Source organism: Dactylosporangium sp. NPDC005572, from assembly GCF_040605515.1.
In the GTDB taxonomy this organism is placed as follows: Bacteria; Actinomycetota; Actinomycetes; order Mycobacteriales; family Micromonosporaceae; genus Dactylosporangium.
This window is the reverse complement of the sequence record NZ_JBEXCY010000015.1, coordinates 1-23,476: the sequence shown is the minus strand read 5'-3', so window position 1 is coordinate 23,476 and position 23,476 is coordinate 1. Positions and strand designations below refer to the sequence as shown.

Annotated in this window: 19 protein-coding genes; 11 read left to right on the top strand and 8 right to left on the bottom strand. The window is 73.4% G+C overall.

What is annotated here, in order from left to right; translation table 11 throughout:
- The first annotated feature begins 59 nt into the window (after positions 1 to 59).
- Together ABZS66_RS10875 and ABZS66_RS10870 are read left to right on the top strand one after the other, a co-directional pair.
- Positions 60 to 1,115 carry an LLM class flavin-dependent oxidoreductase gene (locus tag ABZS66_RS10875; RefSeq protein ID WP_354756901.1) on the top strand — a complete coding sequence of 352 codons (1,056 nt, stop codon included), beginning with the start codon at positions 60 to 62 and terminating at the stop codon, positions 1,113 to 1,115.
- Positions 1,116 to 1,123: 8 nt separating this feature from the next.
- Positions 1,124 to 2,626, top strand: coding sequence for a class I adenylate-forming enzyme family protein (locus ABZS66_RS10870; RefSeq protein WP_354756900.1), 1,503 nt, complete (start codon positions 1,124 to 1,126; stop codon positions 2,624 to 2,626).
- Here ABZS66_RS10870 and ABZS66_RS10865 read toward each other — a convergent pair whose 3' ends face one another.
- A complete protein-coding gene (locus tag ABZS66_RS10865; RefSeq protein ID WP_354756899.1) occupies positions 2,627 to 3,262 on the bottom strand; it encodes a TetR/AcrR family transcriptional regulator in 636 nt (211 codons plus the stop codon).
- A 138-nt stretch (positions 3,263 to 3,400) separates the two neighbouring features.
- On the opposite strand from ABZS66_RS10865, the gene ABZS66_RS10860 reads away from it, so the two are divergent.
- Genes ABZS66_RS10860 through ABZS66_RS10840 form a run of 5 tightly spaced genes read left to right on the top strand, consistent with a single transcriptional unit; the run spans position 3,401 to position 8,466 of the window.
- Complete coding sequence (locus ABZS66_RS10860; protein WP_354756898.1) at positions 3,401 to 3,751, top strand: VOC family protein; 351 nt, start codon at positions 3,401 to 3,403, stop codon at positions 3,749 to 3,751.
- Positions 3,748 to 4,896, top strand: coding sequence for a lipid-transfer protein (locus ABZS66_RS10855; RefSeq protein ID WP_354756897.1), 1,149 nt, complete (start codon positions 3,748 to 3,750; stop codon positions 4,894 to 4,896). The genes ABZS66_RS10860 and ABZS66_RS10855 overlap by 4 nt, the downstream gene beginning before the upstream one ends.
- Positions 4,893 to 5,486 carry a zinc ribbon domain-containing protein gene (locus ABZS66_RS10850; protein ID WP_354756896.1) on the top strand — a complete coding sequence of 198 codons (594 nt, stop codon included), beginning with the start codon at positions 4,893 to 4,895 and terminating at the stop codon, positions 5,484 to 5,486. Before ABZS66_RS10855 ends, ABZS66_RS10850 begins: the two co-directional genes overlap by 4 nt.
- Complete coding sequence (locus tag ABZS66_RS10845; RefSeq protein ID WP_354756895.1) at positions 5,483 to 7,552, top strand: acetate--CoA ligase family protein; 2,070 nt, start codon at positions 5,483 to 5,485, stop codon at positions 7,550 to 7,552. Before ABZS66_RS10850 ends, ABZS66_RS10845 begins: the two co-directional genes overlap by 4 nt.
- Complete coding sequence (locus tag ABZS66_RS10840) at positions 7,549 to 8,466, top strand: TIGR03621 family F420-dependent LLM class oxidoreductase (RefSeq protein WP_354756894.1); 918 nt, start codon at positions 7,549 to 7,551, stop codon at positions 8,464 to 8,466. Before ABZS66_RS10845 ends, ABZS66_RS10840 begins: the two co-directional genes overlap by 4 nt.
- Positions 8,467 to 8,527: 61 nt before the next feature.
- Here ABZS66_RS10840 and ABZS66_RS10835 read toward each other — a convergent pair whose 3' ends face one another.
- Positions 8,528 to 9,106, bottom strand: a complete 579-nt coding sequence (locus ABZS66_RS10835; RefSeq protein WP_354756893.1) for a TetR/AcrR family transcriptional regulator — start codon at positions 9,104 to 9,106, stop codon at positions 8,528 to 8,530.
- A 62-nt stretch (positions 9,107 to 9,168) separates the two neighbouring features.
- Here ABZS66_RS10835 and ABZS66_RS10830 point away from each other — a divergent pair, with 62 nt between their 5' ends.
- From ABZS66_RS10830 to ABZS66_RS10820, 3 genes are read left to right on the top strand one after another with little or no spacing between them, the layout of a single operon-like run.
- Complete coding sequence (locus tag ABZS66_RS10830) at positions 9,169 to 9,945, top strand: phytanoyl-CoA dioxygenase family protein (protein WP_354756892.1); 777 nt, start codon at positions 9,169 to 9,171, stop codon at positions 9,943 to 9,945.
- Positions 9,942 to 10,925, top strand: a complete 984-nt coding sequence (locus ABZS66_RS10825; RefSeq protein ID WP_354756891.1) for a phosphotriesterase-related protein — start codon at positions 9,942 to 9,944, stop codon at positions 10,923 to 10,925. The genes ABZS66_RS10830 and ABZS66_RS10825 overlap by 4 nt, the downstream gene beginning before the upstream one ends.
- 9 nt (positions 10,926 to 10,934) lie before the next feature.
- Positions 10,935 to 12,452 carry an AMP-binding protein gene (locus ABZS66_RS10820; protein WP_354756890.1) on the top strand — a complete coding sequence of 506 codons (1,518 nt, stop codon included), beginning with the start codon at positions 10,935 to 10,937 and terminating at the stop codon, positions 12,450 to 12,452.
- Here the strand turns inward: ABZS66_RS10820 and ABZS66_RS10815 are convergent.
- Positions 12,375 to 14,705 (bottom strand): EAL domain-containing protein, encoded by a 2,331-nt coding sequence (locus ABZS66_RS10815; protein WP_354756889.1) that lies wholly within the window; start codon positions 14,703 to 14,705, stop codon positions 12,375 to 12,377. The two genes, ABZS66_RS10820 and ABZS66_RS10815, sit on opposite strands and share 78 nt — an antisense overlap.
- Before the next feature lie 144 nt (positions 14,706 to 14,849).
- Between ABZS66_RS10815 and ABZS66_RS10810 the strand changes: the two genes are divergently transcribed.
- Positions 14,850 to 17,651 (top strand): hypothetical protein, encoded by a 2,802-nt coding sequence (locus tag ABZS66_RS10810; protein WP_354756888.1) that lies wholly within the window; start codon positions 14,850 to 14,852, stop codon positions 17,649 to 17,651.
- A 16-nt stretch (positions 17,652 to 17,667) separates the two neighbouring features.
- On the opposite strand, the gene ABZS66_RS10805 is transcribed toward ABZS66_RS10810, so the two are convergent.
- From ABZS66_RS10805 to ABZS66_RS10785, 5 genes are all read right to left on the bottom strand, one after another.
- Positions 17,668 to 19,281, bottom strand: coding sequence for a beta-1,3-glucanase family protein (locus ABZS66_RS10805; RefSeq protein ID WP_354756887.1), 1,614 nt, complete (start codon positions 19,279 to 19,281; stop codon positions 17,668 to 17,670).
- 182 nt (positions 19,282 to 19,463) lie between these two features.
- Positions 19,464 to 21,686 (bottom strand): caspase family protein, encoded by a 2,223-nt coding sequence (locus ABZS66_RS10800; protein WP_354756886.1) that lies wholly within the window; start codon positions 21,684 to 21,686, stop codon positions 19,464 to 19,466.
- A gap of 19 nt (positions 21,687 to 21,705) precedes the next feature.
- Positions 21,706 to 22,065, bottom strand: a complete 360-nt coding sequence (locus ABZS66_RS10795) for a hypothetical protein (RefSeq protein WP_354756885.1) — start codon at positions 22,063 to 22,065, stop codon at positions 21,706 to 21,708.
- 51 nt (positions 22,066 to 22,116) lie between these two features.
- On the bottom strand, positions 22,117 to 23,025 hold the full coding sequence (locus ABZS66_RS10790) for a cyclase family protein (protein WP_354756884.1): 909 nt from the start codon (positions 23,023 to 23,025) through the stop codon (positions 22,117 to 22,119).
- On the bottom strand, positions 23,022 to 23,476 hold a 455-nt coding region (locus ABZS66_RS10785; protein ID WP_354756883.1), incomplete at its 5' end, for an alpha/beta hydrolase fold domain-containing protein. The genes ABZS66_RS10790 and ABZS66_RS10785, both read right to left, overlap by 4 nt.

Here is a 23,476-nt window from a genome sequence, read left to right as displayed (position 1 = left end):
GCGTGGAACCCGCCTATCGTACCAAACGAGCGCTTGGTCGAATCTTCTGAGGTGGTCCCATGAAGTTCTCGTCGTTCCTGCTCTTCCACCGCTTCGACGACCGTCCGGTGCGGGAGGTCTACGAGTACAACCTCGCCGTCGCCGAACTGCTGGAAGAGGTCGGCTTCGACGGCGTGTGGATCAGCGAGCATCACTTCCGCGACTACGGCACGGTCCCCGACCTGCTCAACATGCTCAGCTACCTGGCCGGGCGCACCGAGCGGCTGCGGCTGGGCACGGGCGTGGTGGTCCTGCCGCTGCACAACCCGTTGCGCGTCGCGGAGTCCGCGGCCCAGCTGGACCTGCTCTCCGGCGGCCGGCTCGACTTCGGCGTCGGGCGCGGCTACCAGAGCATCGAGTTCGACGGCTTCGGCATCGACCTCGCCGAGGCCCGCGACCGCTTCGACGAGTCGCTGGAGATCCTGCGCGGGGCGTGGACCACCGACAACTTCCGGCACGAGGGCACGTTCTACTCGACCGGCGAGGTCAACCTGATGCCGCGCCCGCTGCAGCGGCCGCACCCGCCGATCTACGTCGCCGCGGTGAGCCCGGAGACCGTCACCCGCTACGCCGGTCAGGGCATCCCGATCCTCGCCGACCCGGCCGCCCCGTTCCACCGGGTGGAGCGCGCGGCCCAGAAGTGGCGCGAGGTGGCCGGCGCCGCCGGGCACGACACCGAGGCGGCCGACCTGGTGGTGAGCCGCTCGGTGTACGTGGCGCCGACCGTCGAGCAGGCCCGCGCCGACCAGGACCGCTTCGAGAAGGCGTTCGACCGCGCGCGCATCTTCAACGAGAAGAGCGCGCCGATCGACAGCAAGACCCAGCAGTTCGCCAAGGGATTCGAGTACTGGCAGGACCGCTACTTCAAGGGCGGCGACGTCGGCACCGACTTCCGCTGGGAGCAGCTGGAGGTCATCGGCGACCCCGAACGTGTCATCGCGCAGATCAAGATGCTGCAGGAGTTCGGCTTCCGCAACCTGATGTGCGACTTCGGCAGCACCCGTGCCATGCCGCTGGACGACATGCTCAGCACGATCCGCTTCTTCGCCAAGGAAGTCATGCCCGCCTTCCGATAAGGACCGCCATGTACGCCAACCTGGGATTCGCCCTGCTCACCGCGCAGGCCCGCCGGGCTCCCGACGCCGTCGCGGTGACCCACCAGGGCCACGGTTACACCTACGACGAGCTCGACCGCCGGGTCAACCGCCGCGCCAACGCCCTCGCCGCCGCGGGCGTCGCGCCCGGCACGCGGGTGGCGAGCCTGCTCGGCGACCCGCTCGCCATCACCGAGCTGTACCTCGCGCAGGCGAAGCTCGGCGCCGTGCTCGTCGCGCTCAACCCCTACTGGACCGACGACGTCCTGGTGGCCGTCGTCGAGTCGAGCGGCTCGCCGGTGGTGCTCTACGACGCCGTCTCCGCACCGGTGATCGAGCGCATCCGCGACCGGCTCAGCGGCGTACGCACCTGGCTGCGCGCCGAGGAGCTGTCCTCCGACTCGGATGCGCCGCCGCCCATCGGTGCGAGCGGTGACGACGTGTTCGCGCTGTTCTTCACATCCGGTACCACCGGACTGCCGAAACCGGTCACGTACACACACTCGATCGCGCTCGCCGCGGCCAACCTGTGGACCGACGTGCCCCGCCCGGCGGGTTCGGCGTTCGGCACCGGCCCGATCATCTGGGGCGTCGGCTTCGTCGCCATCGCCTGCCCGGCCCTGCTCGGCGGGGTCCGCCTGGTGCTGGAGAGCGACTTCGGCCCGGCCGGCTTCCTGGCCACCGTGCCGCGTGAGCGCATCACGCACGTCAGCGTCATCCCGAGCTTCTTCGCGCAGCTGCTGAGCACCGACGCGCACGAGGGCGTCGACCTCGACTCGATCCGGATCATCATGCTCGGCGCCGAGCCGCTGCCCCGGCCGCTGCTGGAGCGCATCCGCACCCGGCTGCCCAACGCGCTCATCTACTCGTACTACGGGCAGACCGAGGCGCCGTACAGCTGCTGGGCCCGTCAGGACGACGGCAGCGTGCCGCTGTCGAGCTCCGGCCGCGCCCGCACGCTCGGCGCGGCCCGCGTGGTCGACGCCGAGGGCCGCCGGCTCGTCGGCGAGGTCGGCGAGATCCAGCTGTCCGGCCCGCACGTCATGGCCGGCTACGACGGGCTGCCCGACGCGACCGCCGCGGCCCTGCGCGACGGCTGGTTCGTCGGCGGCGACGTGGGCGTCATGGACGAGACCGGCGTGCTGACCGTGCTCGGCCGGCGGGAGGACGCGATCCGCAAGAAGGGCGCGCTGACGCTCCCGTCGACGATCGAGGATGCGGTACTGGCGATGCCCGGTGTCGCGGAGGCCGGCGTCGTCGGGGTTCCTGAGCACGGCGAACAGAAGGTCCTGGTGGCGGTCGTGCCGCGCCAGGGGGTCGAGCTGACCCCCGAAGCGGTGACCGCGCACCTGACGTCGCTGCCGCCGGCCGCGTGGCCGGACCTGGTCGTCATCGCCGACGAGCTGCCGCACGCCAACGACGCCTCGGGCGGGCGCGGCAAGCTGCTGCGGCGAGAGATCCGGACCCGCTGGGGCGGGCCGCTCTCGCCGTGATCAGGTGTTCAAACCGTGCAGCAGCAGCGTGAGGTACCGCTTGGCGACGTCGGCGATCGTCAGCTCGCCGTCCTCGCGGTACCAGCGGGCGACGGCGGAGATGCAGTCGCGGGCGTGCCGGTAGACGATGCCGGGCTCGGGGTAGCGGCGGAACACGCCCTCCTCGACGCCCTGGCGGATGACGCCGGTCCAGATCCGCTCCACCTCCGCCTCGCGCTCGGCGAGGTAGGCGAACCGCGGGAACCGCGACAGCTGCAGCTGCTCGTGCTGGAGCACGATCACGGCCGCGCGGTGCTCGACGAGCGACTCGAACGCGGCGATGATCAGCCGGCTCAGCGTCAGGTCGCTCGGCGTCGGCTCGGCGACGATCTTCCGGTAGGTCGCCACGAGCTGGTCCAGGTAGTTGGCCAGCAGCTCGTCGACGATCGCCTCCTTGGAGTCGAAGTGGTGGTAGAGGCTGCCCGGCAGCACACCGGCGGCGTCGGCGATCTCGCGCACCGTCGTGGCGCTGAAGCCGTTGTCGGCGAACAGGCCGGCCGCGGTGGCGAGCAGGGACTGCCGCCGCTCCGAGCCCTCCGGCGCCGAACCGCCGCCGCGGCGGGGCCGCGCGGACTTGCGCCCCTCAGTCGTGGTCATGCCGCCGAGTATGCCTGATCGAACAAGCGTTACATCAAGCGGATGTGACGCGTTGACCGTCCCCGCAACACAACACTACGATAACCAAGCAAGCGCTCGGTCAACATTGAGCGCATTCGGTACCGCCAGGAGCGCGACATGCAGCCAGGTCAGGCCCGTGTTGGCAACATTCTCTACCCCACCGGCGATTTGAACAGCTCGGTCGCGTTCTACCGCGACGGGCTCGGCCTTGCCGTCAAGTTCGCCGACGGCGAGCGGTTCGCGGCGCTGGACGGCGGCGGGGTCACGTTCGCGCTCGCGGCCGGCGACGAGGCGCTCGGTACGACACCGATGGCCTCGTTCAAGGTGACCGACGTGGCTTCATCCGTGGCGCGGCTCACGGCGCTCGGCGCCTCGCTGGTGAGCGGCCCGTCGCGTGGTCCCCACGAGGTACGGGCCGTCCTGCACGACCCGGCCGGGAACCCGTTCGTCCTCTACGCGTCCGCATGACGACGGTCGCCATCGCGGGCGTCGGGCGGACCGAGCTGTCGAAGAACTCCGGCGTCAGCACGCTCACGCTCGCGCTGCGGGCGATCCGCGCCGCGCTCGACGACGCCGGCCTGCAGGTCCGGGACGTGGACGGGGTCGCGACGCACAGCGTCGGCGACTCCGCCCCGGCACCGGTGGTGGCGTCGGCGCTCGGCATCCGCGACGTGGCGTTCCTGCTCAACCAGTCGGGCGGCGGCGGGCTGTCGGCGACGGTGGTCGGCTACGCCGCCGCGGCCATCGCCACCGGGCAGGCGTCGGTCATCGTGTGCTGGCGGGCGATCAACGCCCGCTCGGAGTTCCGGATGGGCGGCTCCGGCCGCGACGCGCCGCCGCTCGCCGAGTTCCAGTACCAGGTGCCCTACGGCTACCTGGCACCGCCGCAGCAGTTCGCGATGCTCGCCCGCGAACTGCTCGACGGCGGCGCCCTCGACGAGCGCGTGCTCGGCACGGTGTCGGTGACCCAGCGCTCGCACGCTGCCCGCAACCCGCGGGCGATGCTGCGCACTCCCCTGTCGCTGGACGACTATCTCGCGTCCCCGTGGGTGGTCGAGCCGCTGCGGCTGCTGGACTGCTGCCTGGAGACGGACGCCGCGGTCGCGGTGGTCCTCACGTCGGCCGCGCGCGCCCGGGACCTGGCTCGGCCGTCCGTGCACATTCGCGCGTTCGCGACCGGTGGGGGCGACACGCTGTACTCGACCGGCCGCTCGACGCTGGCCCCGAGCGCCGCCGCCCTGATGGCGCCGCGGCTGTTCCGCGCGGCCGGGCTGACCCCGTCGGACATCGACGTCGCCGAGCTGTACGACGCGTTCACCCCGCTCGTGCCGTTGCAACTGGAGGACTACGGCTTCTGCCCGCCGGGCGGCGCGGCCGAGTTCATCCTGGCCGGCGAGACTGCCCTCGGCGGCGCGTTGCCGGTCAACACCCACGGCGGCCACCTCTCCGAGGGGTACGTGCACGGCCTGAACCACGTCGCCGAGGCCGTCGACCAGCTCCGCGGCGACGCCGGCGAGCGCCAGGTGGCCGGCGCCCGCACCGCCCTGGTGAGCGCCCAGCCCGGCTACGTCGGCGGCGTCACGTCGGCCCTGATCCTGGGCGGCCCGCAATGAGCGCCGCGCTCACGCCCGAACAGCCCGCGGCGAACGCGGCACTCACTCCCGAACAGCCCGCGGCGAACGCGGCGCTCATCCCCAAACAGCCCGCAACGAGCGCCGCGCTCACTCCCGAACAGCCCGCGACGAGCGCGGCGCTCACTCCCGAGCAGCCCGCTACGAGCGCGGCGGCTGGTTCCGGGCGGCCGGCGCCGAGCTGGCGGCAGCCGCGGACCGATCGTGACTCCGCCGAGTGGTGGGCGGCGGTCGCCCGGCATGAGCTGCTGCTGCAGCGCTGCGCCGGCTGCGGCGACCTGCGCTGGCCGCCGCGCGCGATGTGCGCCCGCTGTGGCGGCTTCGACTGGACCTGGCGGCCCAGCGCCGGCAACGGCACGGTCGCGAGCTGGATCCGCAGCCACCGGCCCTTCGCGCCCGGCGTGCCGCTGCCGAACGTCACCGTCCTCGTGCGCCTGGCCGACCAGCCCGATCTGCTGCTGCCCGGCGGCTGGACCGGCACCGGCGAACCCCGGACGGGATCGGCCGTGCGGCTGTGTTTCGACGACATCGAGCCGGGCCTGACGCTGCTGAGCTGGGAGGCTGCCCCATGACCGTCGTAGTGCCGGAGCCCGAGGTCAAGGACTTCCTGCGCCGCTTAGGCGTGCAGGTTCCCAAGGGCACCGTCGGCACCGACCCCGCCGGCCTCACCCCACCGCTGGTGCTCAAGGCGTTCGGCCCCGACATCGTGCACAAGTCCGACATCGGCGCCGTCGAGCTGGGCCACGACGCCACCACCGTCGCCGCCGCCGCGGCCCGCATGCGCGAGCGGATCCCCTCCCTCGCCGGCTTCCTCGTCGAGGAGCAGCTGCCGATCGGCCTGGAGCTCATCGTCGGCGTCGTGCACCGGCCGCCGTTCGGCCACCTGGTCCTGCTCGGCCTCGGCGGCACCCTCGCCGAGGTCATCGACCGCACCGTCACCCGCCTCGCCCCGCTCACACCGGCCGGCGCCGAGGAGATGATCGCCGCCTTCCCGGCGGCGGCCCTGCTCGACGGCGTCCGCGGCGGCCCGCCCCTGGACCGCGCTGCCCTGGCCGCCCTGCTCGTCGCGGTGTCCGGACCCTTGCTCGACCACTTCGGCGAACGGCTCGCCGAGTTCGAATGCAACCCGGTCGCCCTCGGCCCGTCGGGTGCCGTCGCGTTGGACGCGCGCCTGCTCCTTCGAGACAGCTCGGAACCTTCCCCGCCTGAGCCTGCCGGTACCGACTTCACGCCGCTCTTCTCGCCGCGCGCCGTGGCGGTGGCCGGGGCCTCGGCGACCAAACAGGGGTTCGGGAACCGGTTCCTCCAGGCGTACCGGGCCGCGGGGTGGACGGATGGCACCCTGTTCGCGATCCACCCGAGCGCCGACCGGATCGACGGGGTGCCGGCGGTGCCCTCGGTCGCCGACATCCCCGGCGGCGTCGACTACCTGCTCGTCACCGTCCCCGCCGCGCAGGCCCCGGCACTCGTCGCCGGCACCGCCGGTGCGGCGCGGTTCGTGCAGGTGGTCAGCGGCGGCTTCGGCGAGACCGGGGCCGGCGGTGCCGACCGGGAGCGGGAGCTGCTCGGCGCGCTGCGCTCGGCGAAGACCCGGCTGCTCGGGCCCAACTGCCTCGGCACGTACGCGCCCCGCGGCCGCCAGGTCTTCACGTTCGGGCAGAGCCTGGAGCCCGGGCCGGTCAGCGTCCTGTCGCAGAGCGGCGGCCTGGCCGGCGACATCACCACCGCCGGCGGCCGGCGCGGGATCCGCTTCGCCCGGGTGGTGAGCCTCGGCAACGGGATCGACGTCGCCGCGGGCGAGCTGCTGGAATGGCTGGTCGACGACCCCGAGACCGGGGTCGTCGGCTGCTACCTGGAGGGCCCCCGCGACGGCGCCCGGCTGGTGCGGGCGTTGCGCCGCAGCCGCAAGCCGGTCGTGCTCCTGCCCGGCGGCCTGAGCCGCCAGGGCGCCGACGCGGTCGCCTCGCACACCGGCTCGCTCGCCGGCGACGACCGGCTGTGGGACGCGATCGCCGCCGGCACCGGGGCGATCCGGGTGTCCACGCTGGAGGACTTCCTGGGCGTGCTGCGGATGCTCCAGGTGTACGCGCACCGCCCCGCCGTGGCGGGCTCCGACGTGCTGGTGGTGGGCCCCGGCGGCGGCGCCTCGGTGCTGGCGACCGACGCGTGCGACCGGGCCGGCCTGACCCTCGCCCCGATCGTCGAGGCGACCCGGCAGGCGTTGCGCGACAACGGGTTCGGCGCGGGAACGAGCGTGGCCAACCCGGTCGAGGTGCCGATCGGGCCGGCCTCCCCGCCGGACCTGGCGGCCCGCGTGCTCGGCCCCGTCCTGGCCGGGCAGTCCTATCCGGACGTGCTCCTGCACGTCAACGTGCAGAGCTACTTCAGCTACGGCACCGGCGACCTCGCCCCGCTGGTCGACCTGCTCGGCCGGCTGCCCGAGCTGACCGGCGCGGCGCGGGTGACCGTCGCCGCCCGCAACCTCGACACCGCCCCCGGCGACGCGGCCGACCGCATCGGTGCCGCCGCCGTCGCCGCCGGCGTCCCCCTCTACGGCACGCTCGACGCCGCCGCGACCGCGATCGCCGCGGTCAAGCGGTGGACCGGCGTCCACGCGATGGAAGGCAGGAACCCATGACCCGCCGGGAGTTCAGGTTCGGGGCCGTCGTCCGGCTCGCCGACTCGGCCAAGGCCTGGGCCGAGAAGGCCCGCATGCTGGAGGACTCGGGCTTCGACATCCTCTTCGTCCCCGACCACTTCGTCGGCCCGCGCTTCGCCCCGATGCCGGCGCTGACCGCCGCCGCGTGCGCCACCACCCGGCTGCGGCTGGGCACGATGGTGCTGTCCAACGACTACCGGCACCCGGTGGCCCTGGCCAAGGAGGCGGCCACCGTCGACCTGCTCTCCGAGGGCCGGCTCGAACTGGGCATCGGCACCGGCTGGATGCGGATGGAGTACGACAAGGCGGGGCTCACGTTCGACCCGCCGGCCGTGCGGGTGGCCCGCCTGGCCGAGGCGCTGACCGTCCTCAAGGGACTGTGGAGCGGCGGCCCGTTCTCGTACACCGGCGAGCACTACCTCATCGACGAGCTGGCCATGGAGCCGCTGCCGAAGCAGCGCCCGTACCCGCGGATCCTGCTCGGCGGCGGCGGTCCGGCGATGCTGCGACTGGCCGCCCGCGAGGCCGACGCGATCAACCTGGCCGTCCAGGTGCGCGCCGACGGCACCGCGCCGTCCGAGGCCGACGCCGGGGTGGCCGCGTTCGTCCGCAAGATCGACCTGGTCCGCGAGGCGGCCGGCGAGCGGTGGGCCAGGCTCGACGTCGGCACGAGCGTGCAGCAGATCGGCGCGGCGAGCCGCCTCGGCGAGTGGAGCGCGGCCAACGTCGGCCCGCAGGCCGAGACGCCGCAGGTGCTGCTGGGCAGCGTCGAGGAGCGCATCGACAAGCTGCGCTACTGGCGCGACGAGCACGGCCTGAACTACTTCGTCCTGCACAACGACCGCGACCTCGACGACTTCCTGCCGGTCGTCAAGGCCCTCGCCGGGACCTGACGGTCAGGCCATGTTGATTTTCGTCAACCTCCGCAGAATCAACATTGACGATGTTGACGCCTCAATGTTGATTTCCGTCAACACCGAGGACCAGATCAACGATCGCCGCCGCGAGGTCGGGCCGGTCGCCGCCGCGGAAGACCAGGTGAAACACGACCGCGCCGACCAGCACGTCGAAGAGCAGGTCCGGGTCGGTCGACGCCGGCGTCTCGCCGCGCGCGACGGCGCCCGAGACCACAGCACGGAACTGGCCGCGGGCCGCCGCCTCCAGCGGGTCGCGCGCGTGCTCACGAAGCTCCGAGCCGGGCGAGAACAGCGGGAGCAGGCCAGGCAGCGCGGCCCGGGTCTCCGGCCGCGAGTAGGAGCGCACCGCCGCCTCGACCAGTCGCAGCACGTCGCGGCGGAAGTCGCCGCTGTCACTGATCGGCCTGATGTCGTCGGCCGGGAACGCCGCGTCGTACACCAGCAGCGCCTTCGACGGCCAGCGCCGGTAGATCGTCGGCCGGGTGACGCCGGCCCGCTGCGCCACCAGCTCGTAGCTCAGCCGTTCGTACCCGACCTCGACCAGCAATTCGCGCGTCGCCTGCAGCACCTCGGTGTCGGTCGTCGCCACCCGCGGACGGCCCCGCTCCCTTGACATGCCGCTCCTTCCGTTGCTCTTATTTACGTGTCGCATTGTAAACATAATCGAAGGAGGACGTCATGACCGACCCGGTCCGCCGCCTCAGTGACGAAGAGGTCGAGTTTTACACCGAGCACGGCTGGCTGTACGCACCGGCGCTCGTCTCCGGCGACCTGATCGAGCGCCTCGCCGCCAAGGCGCACGAGCTGCACCGGCCCAGCGGCGCGGTCTCCGTCTCCGCCGTGGCCCAGGCCTTCGGGCAGAACCGCGGCCTCGCCGAGGTCGACACCGACTTCGCCCAGCCGGTGTTCTCGCCCGTGATGGCCGACAACGCGGCCCGGCTCATGCCCGGCACGCCGCAGGTCCGGCTCCAGATCAACAACCTGCTCATCAAGGAGCCCGCCGGCGGCACCCACGGCGCCACCCAGTTCCACCAGGACTTCCCCTGGTTCCCGATGGACCGGGCCGTCATGCTCACGGTCTGGATGGCCCTGGTCGACACTCCGGCCGACATGGGCTCGCTGCGCTTCTACGACCGCTCGCACCGCTACGGCCCGCTCGGGCGCTCGTTCGTCCGCGACGGCGACGCCGCGGTCGAGCAGCACCCGTGGCTCGGCGACCTCGAACTGTCGCCGCCGCTGCACCTCAAGCCGGGCGACGCGACCATCCACACCGCGCTGACCGTCCACGGCGCCGCCCCCAACGTCCACACCAGCCCGCGACTGTCGTTCGCCTGGACCTACTTCGACGCCGGCACGCTCTACACCGGCTCGCCGTTCAAGCAGACCGACGACCTCGGCCTGAGGATCAACGAGGTGTTCGACCACCCCGACTTCCCGATCGTCGCGCGGGCATGAGCGCCGTCCCGACCGTCAAGGGGCCCGTGCCGGCCGAGACGCTGGGCACGACGCTCATGCACGAGCACGTCTTCGGCCTCTCCCCCGAGATCCTGTGGAACTGGCCCGACATCCCCGAGGGCTGGGACGAGCTGTCCCGGGCCCAGGAGGCCGCGGACAAGCTCAACGCGCTCAAGCGGGCCGGCATCGACACGATCGTCGACCTCACGGTCATCGGCCTCGGCCGGTTCGTGCCCGCCGTCCAGCGGGTCGCCGAGCTGACCGACGTCAACATCATCGTCGCGACGGGCGTATACACCTACGACACCCTGCCCGGGTACTTCGCCCATCGCGGCCCCGGCACCATCTTCGGCGGCGCGGACCGCATGGTGGAGTTCTTCGTCCGCGACATCACCGAGGGCATCGGCCGCACCGGCGTGCGCGCCGGGATCCTCAAGTGCGCCACCGACCACCAGGGCGTGACCCCCGGCGTCGAGCGCGTGCTGCGGGCGGTCGCCCAGGCCCACCGGGAGACCGGCGCGCCGATCTCGACCCACACCGAGTCGAGCACCCGGCGCGGCCTCGACCAGCAGCGCATCTTCGCCGAGGAGGGCGTCGACCTGACCCGGGTCGTCATCGGCCACGCCGGCGACTCCACCGACATCGCGTACCTCGAAGAGCTCATCGCCGCCGGCTCGTACCTCGGCATGGACCGCTTCGGCATCGACAGCATCTGCCCGTTCGAGACCCGGGTGGCCACGGTCGCGACGCTGTGCGAGCGGGGCCACGCCGACCGGATGGTGCTCTCCCACGACGCGTTCTGCTTCAGCGACCGCATCGACGCCGTCAAGCAGCGCCAGATGTTCCCCAACTACCACATGCTGCACATCTCCCAGGACGTCCTGCCGGCGCTGCGCGCCCGCGGGGTCACCGAGGAGCAGATCCACACGATGATGGTCGACAACCCGCGGCGGATCTTCGCGCCACAGGGCGCCTACTAGGAGGCACACATGAATACGCTCCACCGGCTCACGCTGGGCGACCTGGCGCGCGAGCACCGCCGCAGCCGACCCGGGGTGACCGCGGCGGTGGACGGCGCCGAGCGGCTGTCCTATGTGGAGCTCGACGACCGCGCCAACCGGGTCGCCAACGCGCTCGCCGCGGCCGGCGTCGAGGCCGGCGACCGGGTGCTGTGGCTCGGGCAGACCTCGGTCCGGGTCCTCGAGCTGCTGCTCGGCTGCGCCAAGCTCGGCGCCGTGCTCTGCCCCGCCAACGCCCGGCAGTCGGCCGACGAGCTGCGGTTCGTGCTGCGCGACCTGGACCCGCGTGCCGTCGTCTGGCAGTCGGCGCTGGGCGACGCGGCCCGCGAGTCCCGGGACGCGGCGCCGGACGCGCGGTGGATCGAGGACGGCGACGACTACGAACAGTGGCTCGGTGCCGTGGACGGCAACGACGACGAGCGGCCGGTCGACCCGGACCTGCCGGTGCTCGCCCTCTACACCGCCGCCTTCGACGGCCGGCCGAGCGCCGCGCTGCTGTCGCACACCGCGCTGCTCACCCACAGCGTGTCGATCGGCTGGATCCGCCAGATCGAACCCGGGTTCACGTACCTCAACTCCGGCCCGCTGTTCCACGTCGGCACGATGATGTTCTGCCTCGCCACGCTCCACCTGGGCGGCACGAACGTGTTCACGCCGGGGTTCGTGCCGGCCGAGGTCTGCCGGCTCGTCGAGCAGGAGCGCTGCACGTCGGCGTTCCTCTACGGCCCGATGCTCGACCAGTTGGTCGAGGCGAACACCGGCGAGGACGGCAAGTCCCGGCACGACCTGTCGAGCCTGCACTTCAGCGCCGGCAGCGACGCCTGGAACGCGATGATCACCGTCGACGAGAGCCCGTGGGGCCGCGCCCTCGGCGGCTACGGCCAGTCCGAGGTGGCCGGGATGCTCACGTTCACCGGCCTGGGCCTCGGCGCGCTCGGCTCGCACGGCCGCCCGTCGCCGTTCGCGCAGGTCCGCATCGTCGATGCCGGGGGCGCCGAGCTGCCGGCCGGTGAGGTCGGCGAGATGGTCGCCCGCGGCCCGATCATGTTCAGCGGGTACTGGAACCGCCCCGAGCTCAACGCGGCGAAGCAGGCCGGCGGCTGGCACCACACCGGCGATCTCGCCCGCCGCGAGACCGACGGCACGATCACGTTCATCGGTCCGAAGCTGCGCATGATCAAGTCGGGCGGCGAGAACGTCTACCCGGCCGAGGTGGAGCGCGCGCTCGCCACGCATCCCGGCATCAGGGAGGCCGCCGTCATCGGCGTGCCCGACGAGCGGTGGGGCCAGACCGTGAAGGCCATCGTGGTCGCGACCGACCCGGCACTCACCGCCGAGGACGTCGTCGCCCACGTGCGCGAGCAGATCGCCTCGTACAAAAAGCCGAGCCACGTCGTCTTCGCCGACTCGCTACCGAGACGCGGCTTCACTCCCGACTACGACGCCCTCGACGAGGCCCACGGCGGGGGCGGCTACCCGATCGTGTAGGAGGCGCGAGACCTCCTCCGCGGTCATCGGCTGGGCCAGGTGGTACCCCTGGCCCAGCGTGTAGCCGAGCTCCCGGAGCACGGCCGCCTGCTCCGGGCTCTCCACGCCCTCGGCGACGGTCTCCAGCCCGAGCGCGTGGGCGAGCTGGATGACCGCGCGGGCCACCGCCCGCCGGGCGTCGGCGGCGGCCGGGCGGCCGTCGTCGATCTCGATGCCGTCGACGAACGACTTATCCAGCTTGACGATCGCGGCCGGGAACGACCGCAGCAGGCTCAGCGACGACTCGCCGGTACCGAAGTCGTCCAGGGCCAGGCGGATGCCCAGGCGGTCGAGCTCGTACAGCGTCCGGGAGACCTGCTGGCCGCGCAGGACCGCCGACTCGGTCACCTCCAGCACCAGCCGCTCGCAGGGCAGCCCGCTGTCGGCGAGCGCGGCGGCGACGTCGGCGACGAAGTCGGGGTCGTGCAGCTGCCGCGCCGACACGTTCACCCCGGTCTCGGGCAGCGCGTCCGGCCCGAACTCGGCCGCCCACGCGGCCGCCTGGCGGCAGGCCTCGCGCAGCACGAACCGGCCCAGCGGCACGATGAGGCCGGTCTGCTCGGCCGCCGGGATGAACTCGGCCGGGCGGACGGCGCCGCGCGCCGGGTGCTGCCAGCGGACCAGCGCCTCCACGCCGGCCACCCGGCCGTCGTCGAGGCGCAGGATCGGCTGGTACATCACCTCGAGCTCGCCGTCGTCGAGGGCCCGGCGCAGCTCGGCGCCGAGCTGCATGTGGGCCAGGACGGGTTCACCGAGGCCGTCCTCGTACCGCACGAACCCCGCCTTGCCGCGCTGCTTGGCCGTGTACATCGCGATGTCGGCGTCGCGCAGGACCGAGTCGACGGTGGCGCCGGGCCGGTGCGGGCCGGCGACCGCGATGCCGATGCTGGCCTGCACCAGCAGGCGGTGCTCGCTGATCGGCCGGCCGAGCGCGGCCAGCAGCCGGCCGGCCAGCTCCGCCGGGTCGGCCGCGTCGCCGGTGAGCAGCACGGCGAACTCGTCGCCGCCGACCCGCACCGGCAGGCCGTCGTCGCCGGTCTCGGCCCGCAGCAGCTGCGCGACCGAGACGAGCAGCCGGTCGCCGACGCCGTGGCCGAGCAGGTCGTTGACGGCCTTGAAGTCGTCGAGGTCGACGAGCAGCACCGCGGCCCGGCCGCTTCCGGCGAGGGCGGTCGCGAGCCGTTCGCGGAACAGCGCCCGGTTGGCCAGCCCGGTGAGGCCGTCGTGGCTCACCTCGTACTGCAGGCGCTCCTCCTGCCGGCGCGTGTTGGCCAGCAGCCGGGCGTTCTCCCGGTACGCGATGAACTGCCGCAGGGTGACGAGGGCGGTGACCACCACGGCCGCGATCACGGCCACCCGGCCCGGCCAGCGCGGCGGTGCACCGAACGCGATCGCGAGCAGCGGCACGTCGGCCGCCGCCACGGCCAGGTAGGGCAGCAGCTCGCCGGCGCGGGCCGGGTCGCGGCTGCCGCGCCACTGCGCCGCGACGCCGATCGTGGCCAGCACCGGGGCGAGCGGCATCACGACGGCCGCGGTGGGCACGCCGGCGTCGTAGCCGAACCAGACCCCGAGCACGGCGACCAGCCCGGCGGTGATGCCACCGGCGGCGGCGACGCAGCGCAGCGCCACCCGGTCGACCGGGCCGCCGGCCACGTAGGACACCTTGGTCGCGGCGCCGACGGCGACCAGGAAGGCCAGCCCGACCAGCACCATCGCCTGCCGGCTCCACGGCTCGCGGGCCGACAGCATCGGGGCCAGCCCGAGGTACCACAGGACCGCCGAGCAGCCGAGGAAGGCGATGACGCGGTCGAGCACGATGCGCCGGCGGTCGGTCCGCTCGGCCGGGACGACCGGCACCCGGGCGACCGCCCAGATGGCGATGCCGAACCCGATGGCCACACACGCCGCGGCCGGCACCGGCATGCTGCGGGTGCGGGCCTGGGCCGCGTGCGTGAGCATGTCGGCCGCCAGCCAGCCGTAGCCCACGGTCATCGCCCCGAACGCGACGAGCAGCGCCCGCCAGAACCGGCGGGCGACGGGGTCGAGGGTGCCCCGGCGGAGCAGGTGATGGACCGCGGCGGTCGCGAAGGCCCCACCGACCGGGACGAAGACGTATGCGAATGCCTCAGTGCCGACACCCACGACGGTCCAGGCCGTGCCCACGGCGGCAACAGCGGCCGTGGCCAGCACGTAGAGCCGGGCCGCCCACGTCACGGCCCTGACACTATCCGGCCCGTTACGCGGTATATCTCACCCGAACGTTCGAAGTTCGCCGGTTGTCCGGGCCGACTCACCGGGCTTCCAAGGTTGTCCGGTCGGCCGGGCGACCGGTCTGGCCTGCTGCTTTACGATCCATCGGTGTCGTTCGCCATGCCTGCCGGACATCGCGTCAAGACCAGCTTCCCGGCGCCGGAGCCGTGGCATCGGCACCTGCTGACGCGGTCCCTCGAGTACACCTGCTGGCGGTGCGGCCGCGAGGTCGACTCGAACCGGGTCAATGCCGCTGGCGGCAACTGGCTGATGCTCGTGTGCGATCCGTGCTTCGCCGCTGCGCGGCCGGCCGGCGAGCCGTATCACCATGACACCGAGGCCGTCGGCGGGCTGCTGCGGGCCCACGCCGAGGGCTCGCAGCCGGCGCCCGGGACGCTCGCCGACCGGCCCGAGGCGATGATCGTGGGGCTGCGGTACCTCGAGCTGGTCGTCGCCGGGGAACTCAGGGCGGCGGCGCTGTTCGGCACCAGCGACGTGGACGGGTTGCACCGCGTGGCGCAGTGGGCCGCGGCCCAGCGCCGGGCGGTTCGGCTCCGGCTCGGCGTCCTGCGCCAGCGGCAGGAGCGGCAAGCGCTCCGTCCGCGCGAGGCGCCCGATCATCTCGCCGCCAGGGTGCTGCGACACGTCGCGCGTGCGCCGTTCGACGAGCGGCTGCGCGCCGCGCTGCAGCGGCGCGGCCTGCCCGCGGACGCGCTCGACGTCCCGGTGCAGCGGTACTGGTCCTGGCTCGCGACGCTCGACGCCGGGCAGCGCGTCGGAGAGCAGTTGCTCACGGTGGAGGTCCGCCACCTGCGCCAGCTCGACGACGACGCGTTCCGCATCGCGGTCGCCGCCGACGCCGCCGGCACGGCCCAGCGTCCGGGCCTGTCACATGCGGCGGTAGCCGAACGGTGGAACACCGCCATCGGCAGCGTGTCTGCCTGGCTGCGGCGTACGCTCCGCGACGTCGAGCGGGAGGTGACCGAGACCCGGCCCGAGGCCCGGACGGCAGCGCAGCGCAGGCGCCTGGCCTCCGCCGCCGTGGCGCACGCCCGCGCCGCCGCCGCGTCCACCGCGGCGACGATCGCCGCCGACGAGCTGCGGATACAGTTCATGCGGTTCGGCCACCAGTTGCCGATGGAGCAGCTGCGCGCCGACTGCGGCAACGAGGCCTTCCAGGCGCTGGCCGACGACGATCCGGTGCTGGCCCGCATGGTCACGGCGGCATGCGCGGCGCACCGGGCGACCTGCCCGCACGCGAAGACGCCGGTGCGGTGCCGGCACTGCGTCGACCGGATCGCGGCCACGGTCGGCGCGACCGGCACCGTGGCACCGGCGCAGGCCCGGACCGCGCCCAAGGCCTCGCCCTCACCCCCGTCCTCGTCCTTGCAGGAGGAGCCGTTCGCGTGCGCGGCGACCGTGGATCGGCTTCCGGCCGGCCGGGCCCACGCGCTGGTGGCCGCCGAGTCCCGGACCGCCTCGGGCGGGCGGGTGTCCGGCTTCGCCTGGGTCACCGCCGACGGCGAGCTGCGGACAGGCACCGACGCCGTCGCCGGCGAGCTTGACGGCGCGGTCCAGGTCATCTGCCGGGCGGCGCTGGATCTCGCCGACGGCGGCACGTGGGTACACGTGACGTGCCGCGACACTGCAGCCGTCGCTGTGGTCCAGGCGGTGCTCGACACCGGCGCACCACCGGCCGGCGTCACGCTGCCGGAGCGGGCGACCGCCATGCTCGCGCAGCTCCCGGCCCACCGCCGGCAGGTGAGCGTCAGGGCTGACGGCTGCCCCGAGCCGCACCGGGGTGCGAGCGCCGCCGCCGACCTCGCCCAGCTGGCGTTGCGGGCCGGTGGCGGCAAGGGCGGCGGGAAGCAGGTTCAGGCGCTGGCCGACCGGATCGCGCAGGACCTCATCCGCGGCGCCGGCCCGCGGCTGACCGCTCCGGCCGAGGACGACGACCACGCCTGGCTGCTCGGCAACAGCCGCCGTGACGCGCTCGGCCACCCGGTTGTCGTCTGGCAGACGGCGGTGCGCAGCGTCCACCTCGACGGCGGATGGTGCTCCGTCCCGGCCGGAATGCCGGTGCCGATCCAGCCCGGCCGGCGGCTGCGGCTGCGCGTCGAGCACCAGGGCGACACCGCGCGTCCGCCGGCGCACGACGTGACGCTGCGCCGCCGCCGCGGCGGCGAGCTGGAGCTGACCGGCGTGGTCTGGCCACCGGACCTTCGGCCCGGCGTCCTCGTGACGTTCAAGTGGCGCACCGACACCGACGTCGTCACCGCGCAGACCGCCCGGCTGCCGCAGCCGGAGCGGGTCGACGACGTGGTCTACCAGCATCGCTATGACGTCCGGGTGGTGACCCGGGACGGCGCGCCGGGCGCCGGCCAGGAGCTTCCGGTGACCGGCTGGGTGCTGCGGACGCTGCGGACGGTCGGGTACCTGGCGATCGACGGCAGCGCGACGCTCGCCGAGGACGCCCTGATCCGTGACTGTGCCCGCCTCGGCATGCCGCAGCGGCGGCTGGCCGGCGTGGGGCGGGCGATCGACGAACTGCTCCGGGACGGCCGGGTGCGCCGGGTCGACGGCGGCACCGACGCGTACGGCCGGCCCTGGCTTCCGGCCCGGCCGGGGCACCTCCGCACGCCGCTGCTGCAGTACCTGCCACGGCTCGAGACCAGCGCGTCCACGCAGCTCCCGGACCCGGGCCTACCCGCCGGGCCTCGGCGCTCCCACCTGGTGGCCGGGTTCGTCCGGCGGCTGCAGCCGGGTGCGCAGGCGTCGGCGGAGCAGGTCGAACTGCACCGGCAGGCGGTCCGCACCTTCGAGGTCGTCGAGCGGGCGCTGCCCGAGGGGTACACCTATGTCCGGCGGCACCGGCGTGGCGGGCCGGTGCCGCCGGACCCGCGGTTGTGAGCCGCGGCGGTGGTGGCTACGTCAGCAGGGTCCAGCGCTGGGCGTTGCTGCCGTTGCAGTCCCAGATCTGCACCTGGGTGCCCGGCGTCGTCGAGCCGCTCGGGACGTCGAGGCAGCGGTTGGCCTGCGGGTTGTAGAACGAGCCGTCGGCCCGTTTGACGAACACCTGCGCGCCGGTGGCGTTGCAGTCCCACAGCTGCAGCTTCGTGCCGTTCGCCGTGGCGCCGTTCGGGATGTCGAGGCACTTGCCGAGCGCCCGCAGCGTGCTGCCGGCCTCGACGTAGGTCCACTGCTGGGCCCCGGTGCCGTTGCAGGTGTAGATCTGCACGGGCGTGCCGTTCGCGGTACCACTGGAGCGCACGTCCAGGCATGGACCGTTGGCGTTGACCAGGGCCTTCGCGCCCGGCTGGCCGCCACCGCCGCCGCCACCGCCGCCGCCCGTGAACGGGCTGAGGATGATCGATGCCGAGCGCGGGTCACCGTCGTTGACCAGCGACTCGAACGCGCCCACGTCGTCGAACGCGAACGCGTACGCCTTCCCGTCGGTCATGTTCGCGTGGATGATCTTCGCGTACTGGTTGGTCGGGTTGCTCTTGTAGAAGTCGGCCGCGTTCAGGCTCGGCTGGGTGTCGATGGTGCCCAGCGTGCCCCGGTTGAGCGCGGCGCAGAGGGTGCGGGAGATCGGCCCGACGACGAGGTCGTTGGGCGCGGCCAGGTTGCCGTCGCACCCCCACACGTTGGCGCTGGAGGGCTTGTTGAACTGGGCCACCACCGCGCCCGACGAGTTGGTGAAGGTCATGACGTTGCCGCTGGTGCGTCCGAAGTACCGCGTGTTCGGCTGGTCGGCGAACGGCACCACGGTCAGGGTCTTGGTCGTGTAGGCGTTCCAGGCGCTCGTGATGTACGAGTCGAGGTAGGTGGCGCTGAACCGGCCGGCGCCGGCCGCCTTGCCCGGCGCGAGCACCCGCAGGACGGTGCCGTCGGCCCGGGTGTCGACGGTGTTCGCCCACCCGGACTGCGCCTTGATGGAGTTGATGACGTTCGTGCGCCCGTTGGCGACGACGTCGCCGGTCCGCTTCGTGACGCCGTTCGCGCCGGTCACGGTGACGGCGTGCGGGATCGCGAACATGTCGACCTGCGAGCTGTTGAGCCACAGGCCGGCGTCGTTGTAGGTGAACTCGCTCCAGTCGAACAGGATGTTCTGGTTGGCGTCGCCGGCCGCCCACGGCGCCGGCTGGACCAGGCCGTCGGGCGTCAGGAAGAACTTGATCCGCTCTCCGAACGAGAAGTACACCCGGCCGGAGAACCCGCGCGGGAACCGGATCGTCGTGCTGCCGCCGTTGCCGGGCCCGGCGATCGAGACGTCGGGAGCCGGCGCGGGCGGGATGGCGCCGCCGCTCCAGGCGATGAAGGTGCCCGCGGAGTTGACGTAGCCGAGCCGCCCGGTGGCCAGGTTGATGCCGATGACGTAGAGGAAGACCGCTTCCCCGCGGCCGGTGCTGTTGGTGACGGTGACGGGTAGCGGGTTGGGCCCGATGGCCTGCGCCGGCGTGCCGGCGACGACCAGGGCGGCGGGTATCGCGACGACAAGCGCCGCGACCCGGCGGAGCACCCTGCGAAGACGATGCATGACGGGGGCACCTCACTTTCGAGGTCGTTGGCGGACGGGCGCGGGCTGGCGGACCCGGGCCCAGAAATCGCTCTCCGGCACGCGAGAGCAAGCCCTGCGGACGAGGAGGGCAGGTCCGCGAGAGCGCTCTCACGCTACGAAGCTGTAAGGGTTCCTGTCAATAGACGCTCGTCGTTCAACCGTCAGGAGGCGGCGGCCTCGTCGTGGGTCTGCACGCGATCCCACATGACCAGGACCCTCCGCGGGTCACCCTGCCGTACAAGGACCGGGAGTTGCGCACCCACCTCGGGCCACCTGTCGACGGGCACCCGTGGGTCCCGCACGCGAACGGCGACCGCGGCGACTCCGGGTGCGTTGACCACCAACTGGAGCTGACAGCGAGCGAACACCGCGTCAACCGTGGGCTGCGGGGTCACGTCCATCACGAACGCGGTGCCGGCCACGAACCGTCGTCGGGCCCGGGCCCGCTTGACGGCGTTGACGACGACGGTCATCAGCACCGCGCCGGCGAGCAGCCCGAGTCCGGTGAGCACCGCGGTGCCGCTGGCCGAGCCGATGCCGAACGAGAAGACCAGCAGGCCCACCGCCGCCAGCAGGGCGGCGGCGAAGCCGTTGCGGATCGACGCCAGCGTCACGTCCGCGACGAGTGCCGCGGTCTCCCCCGGCGTCACGGCCGTCCGACGATGGGAGGGCGCCGACGGACCGGGGTCGGCTGCCAGCGACAACGACGGTGCGACGGGCGGCGCTTCGTCGTGCGCTTCGTCGTGCGCTTCGTCCTGAGGCGGCGGTGCCGGTTGCGCCACCGGGAGGGCGACGTCGCGGAACTCGCGCTGCCCGGCCAGCTCGGCGACGAGGTCGGCCGCCGTGGCGCCCGCGGCGCGCATCGCCCGGAGCCGGTCCAGGTGCATGCGTCCCCGGGGGCCGACGGGGATCTCGAACTCGTCGTCATGCCAGGCCACCGCGATCTGGCCGGGCCCGGCCCGCAGGCCGAAGTGGAGCTGCAGGCGGTGCTGGGCCCGATGGTCGGCCCAGGTGCCGGCGCGGAGGCGGGCCCGGGAGCCGTACGGCATCAGCGCACCGATCGCGTCGAGCAGCCGGAGTCGCTCGTCGACGGACGGCGGGTCCAGTGCGTCGACCACGATCACGACGGACCGGCCGTCGACGATCGCCGCCGCGACCGTCGCCCACCTCGACAGGTCGGACTCGGACAGGACCGGCGGCGCCATCCGGTGCAGCGGGACCGCGACCCGGTCGTGCGCGTCCAGCTCCGCGGGCGCCGCGTCGACGTCGGCGAAGCGGATGTCGCGGATCGTGCGGTACAGGCCGGTCCAGGTCAGGCCGGTGTCGGCGGCCGTCTGCCACGGCAGGGCGTAGAACCGGGTCGCCGTGATCACCCGGCCGAGGCCGTCGCGGGCGTCGGACGCCGTCGTCACCGCCACCGCCAGCAGCGGCTCGCCGTCGACCGCGGTGCAGCCGCTGAAACTGATCCACGGCAGCGCGCCGGCCTGGCCGAACGCGCCGGGGTCGGGCACCCCGCCGAGGTGGTCCCGGATCGTGGCCGCGAGGTCGCCGGGCAGGTCGGCGCCGGACGCGACCACACCGTAGTCCGACATGGTCCCGGGCGCTCTGGTGAACACCGCCCACCGCAGGCCCACGTCCGGTCGCTCGGCGTCGCTGCCCGGCGGGGGTTCGGGCACGTAGGCGCGGTTGCCGGCCAGTACCAGCCGCCCGATGTCACCGACGACGAACCGCTCCGGACGGGGCAGGGACTCGGCCAGCATCAGCTGGTCGATGCGACCGTAGAGCAGTTCAAGATCAAGCTCGGCCGGACCGTCGGGCACGCCGTGGCGCAGCAGCCGCAGCAGGCGGCCGGTGAACGCCGTGTGCCGCTCGCCAGGCATGACCACCGCAGCGGTGTTGCCGGCCGCTGACGCGAACGTGTAGGTGCCCCGCACCGCGATCTGTGCCCGGACGCGGTCTGCGGTGCTGGCCAGGTGACCGGTGAAAGCACGGCCCGAGAAGCACGAGTCGATGATCAGCACTTTGCTCCGGGCGGGGCTGCGGGCGATCGAGTCCTTCAGCACGTCGATGGCGACGGCGCTGAAGCCGAGGTCGTCGGGGTCCGTCTCGGGCAGCGCCAGGTGGAGGGTGTGCAGTCGCGGGTGCAGGCAGCCGTGGCCGGCGTAGTAGACCAGCAGCAGGTCGGTCGCGGCGCTCGCCGCCGACCGCAGTTGCCGGCCGATGAAGGTCAGGTTGGTCTCGTCGTGGACCACCATGCAGTGCTCGGCCGGAAGCACGCCGAACTCGGGGTCGGTCAGGACCGCGGCGAGGTCGGTGAGGTTGTTGCGCACGACGGGCTGGTCCGGCAGGTCGTCGTGCGCGTACCGGCTGGTGCCGATCAGCACCGCCCGGGAGCGTCGCGGGTCAGGCAGGGACACCGCGGTCGCCGCCGTTCTCGAGCTCGCTGAGCGCGCGGATCACCTCCGCCACGTCGGCGACCCGCTTGGCGTCCAGTTCGATCCGGGTGTCGCCGCGGGAGAGGGTGAGCTTGACGTCCGAGCGGCGCGGCTGCGCGAACCAGGCGCGCAGCGACGCGGCGAGCACCGCGATCGCCCCGCCGCTCCCGACGGCCACGCTGAGCACGTCCGCGGCGCCGAGCTCGTGGCCCTCCGGGCGGGCCGTGGTCAGGCGGACGGCGCCGGCGAGGTCGGGCTCGTGGCCGAGCCACTCCTGCAGCGACCAGAGATCGTCGAGGCGCTCACGATCATCGACCGAGATCTGCATCCGGCCAACCTATCGGCGGCGACCGGTGGTACGCATCCGCTGTACGGTCGGCTAGAGGACGGCGAGGGGGTTGACCGGGCTCGCCGTGCCGCCCTCGATGGTCAGTGGGGCCAGCGTGAACAGGAAGTCCGTCGCGGCCAGCGCGTGCAGCTCCTCCAGCCAGAGCATCTCCAGCAGGTGGATGCCGTGGCGCCAGAGGAACAGCAGGTGCAGGTCCTCCTCCAGGGGCTCCGTGCAGCGGCCGTGGTCGTCCAGGGCCGCGATCGCGGCGTTGTCCATGGCCACCAGGGCCACGTCGCGCTCGGCCAGCCACAGGCCGGCCTCGTAGGACAGGCCGGGCTGCGGGTGGGCGTAGCTGGACGGGTCCGACTCGTGGACCAGTGGCCAGCCGGTGCGGATGACCACCGCGTCGCCCGGGCGGAGCTGCGCGCCGCACGCTTCGAGGTGGTCGGCGCCGATGCGGAAGCCGCCGTCCAGGTGGGGCACGCCGAGGCGGGCGGCCACGTCCAGGAAGACGCCGCGGGTGACGATGCCGCCCGCCTTGTCGATACCGCAGCGGGTCGCGCCGTAGCTGCGGACGCGGGACGCGGCGTGGCCGTTGTAGAGCTGGTCGCCCGTCCACATGTGGCACAGGGCGTCCAGGTGCGTCGTCGTGCCGTGCGGGGAGACCACCAGCGCGTCGTCGCAGACGCACAGGCCGGGGCCGATCGGGCGGGTGCCGGCCGCGTAGTCGCCGCCGTCCACCGACATGAAGTGCTGCGGCAGCGGGCGGCCCGGGAGGTGGGGCACGCCCAGGCGGGCCGGGCTTGACGTCGAGCCGCGGATCGGCAGCGCCAGGCTCACCACCCGGCCCTGACGGACGCTGCGCGTCGCCGCCAGCACCACCTCCGGGGTCAGCAGGTTCAGGGTGCCGCGCTCGTCGTCCGGACCCCAGCGGCCCCAGTTGTTCGGCTCGATCACGTCGGCTCCCCTCGGTGCAGTGCGGCGCGCAGCACGGACACGTACTCGGCGACGGCGGCCCGGCTCACCCGGGCCCTGGGCGCCACCGCGCCGAAGCCGTGCGGCACGCCGGGGACGACGTGCAGCTCGACCGGGACGCCGTCGCGCTGCATGGCCAGGGCGTACGCGACCGCCTCGTCGCGCAGGCAGTCCAGGCCGGCGGCGAGGACGTACGCGGGGGCGACGCCGCTCAGGTCGGTGGCCCGCAGCGGCGCGGCGTACACCGGTACCGGAGCGCCGTCCAGACCGCGCAGATAGTGGGACCAGCAGGTCGCCGCGTCGGAGCGGTTGAACACGGCGGCGTCCGCGCCCGCGCGCATCGACGCGGTGCCGAGGCGGTCGTCGAGGACCGGCTGCGAGAGCAGCTGGAAGGCCAGCGCGGGGCCGCCGCGGTCGCGGGCGAGCAGCGCCG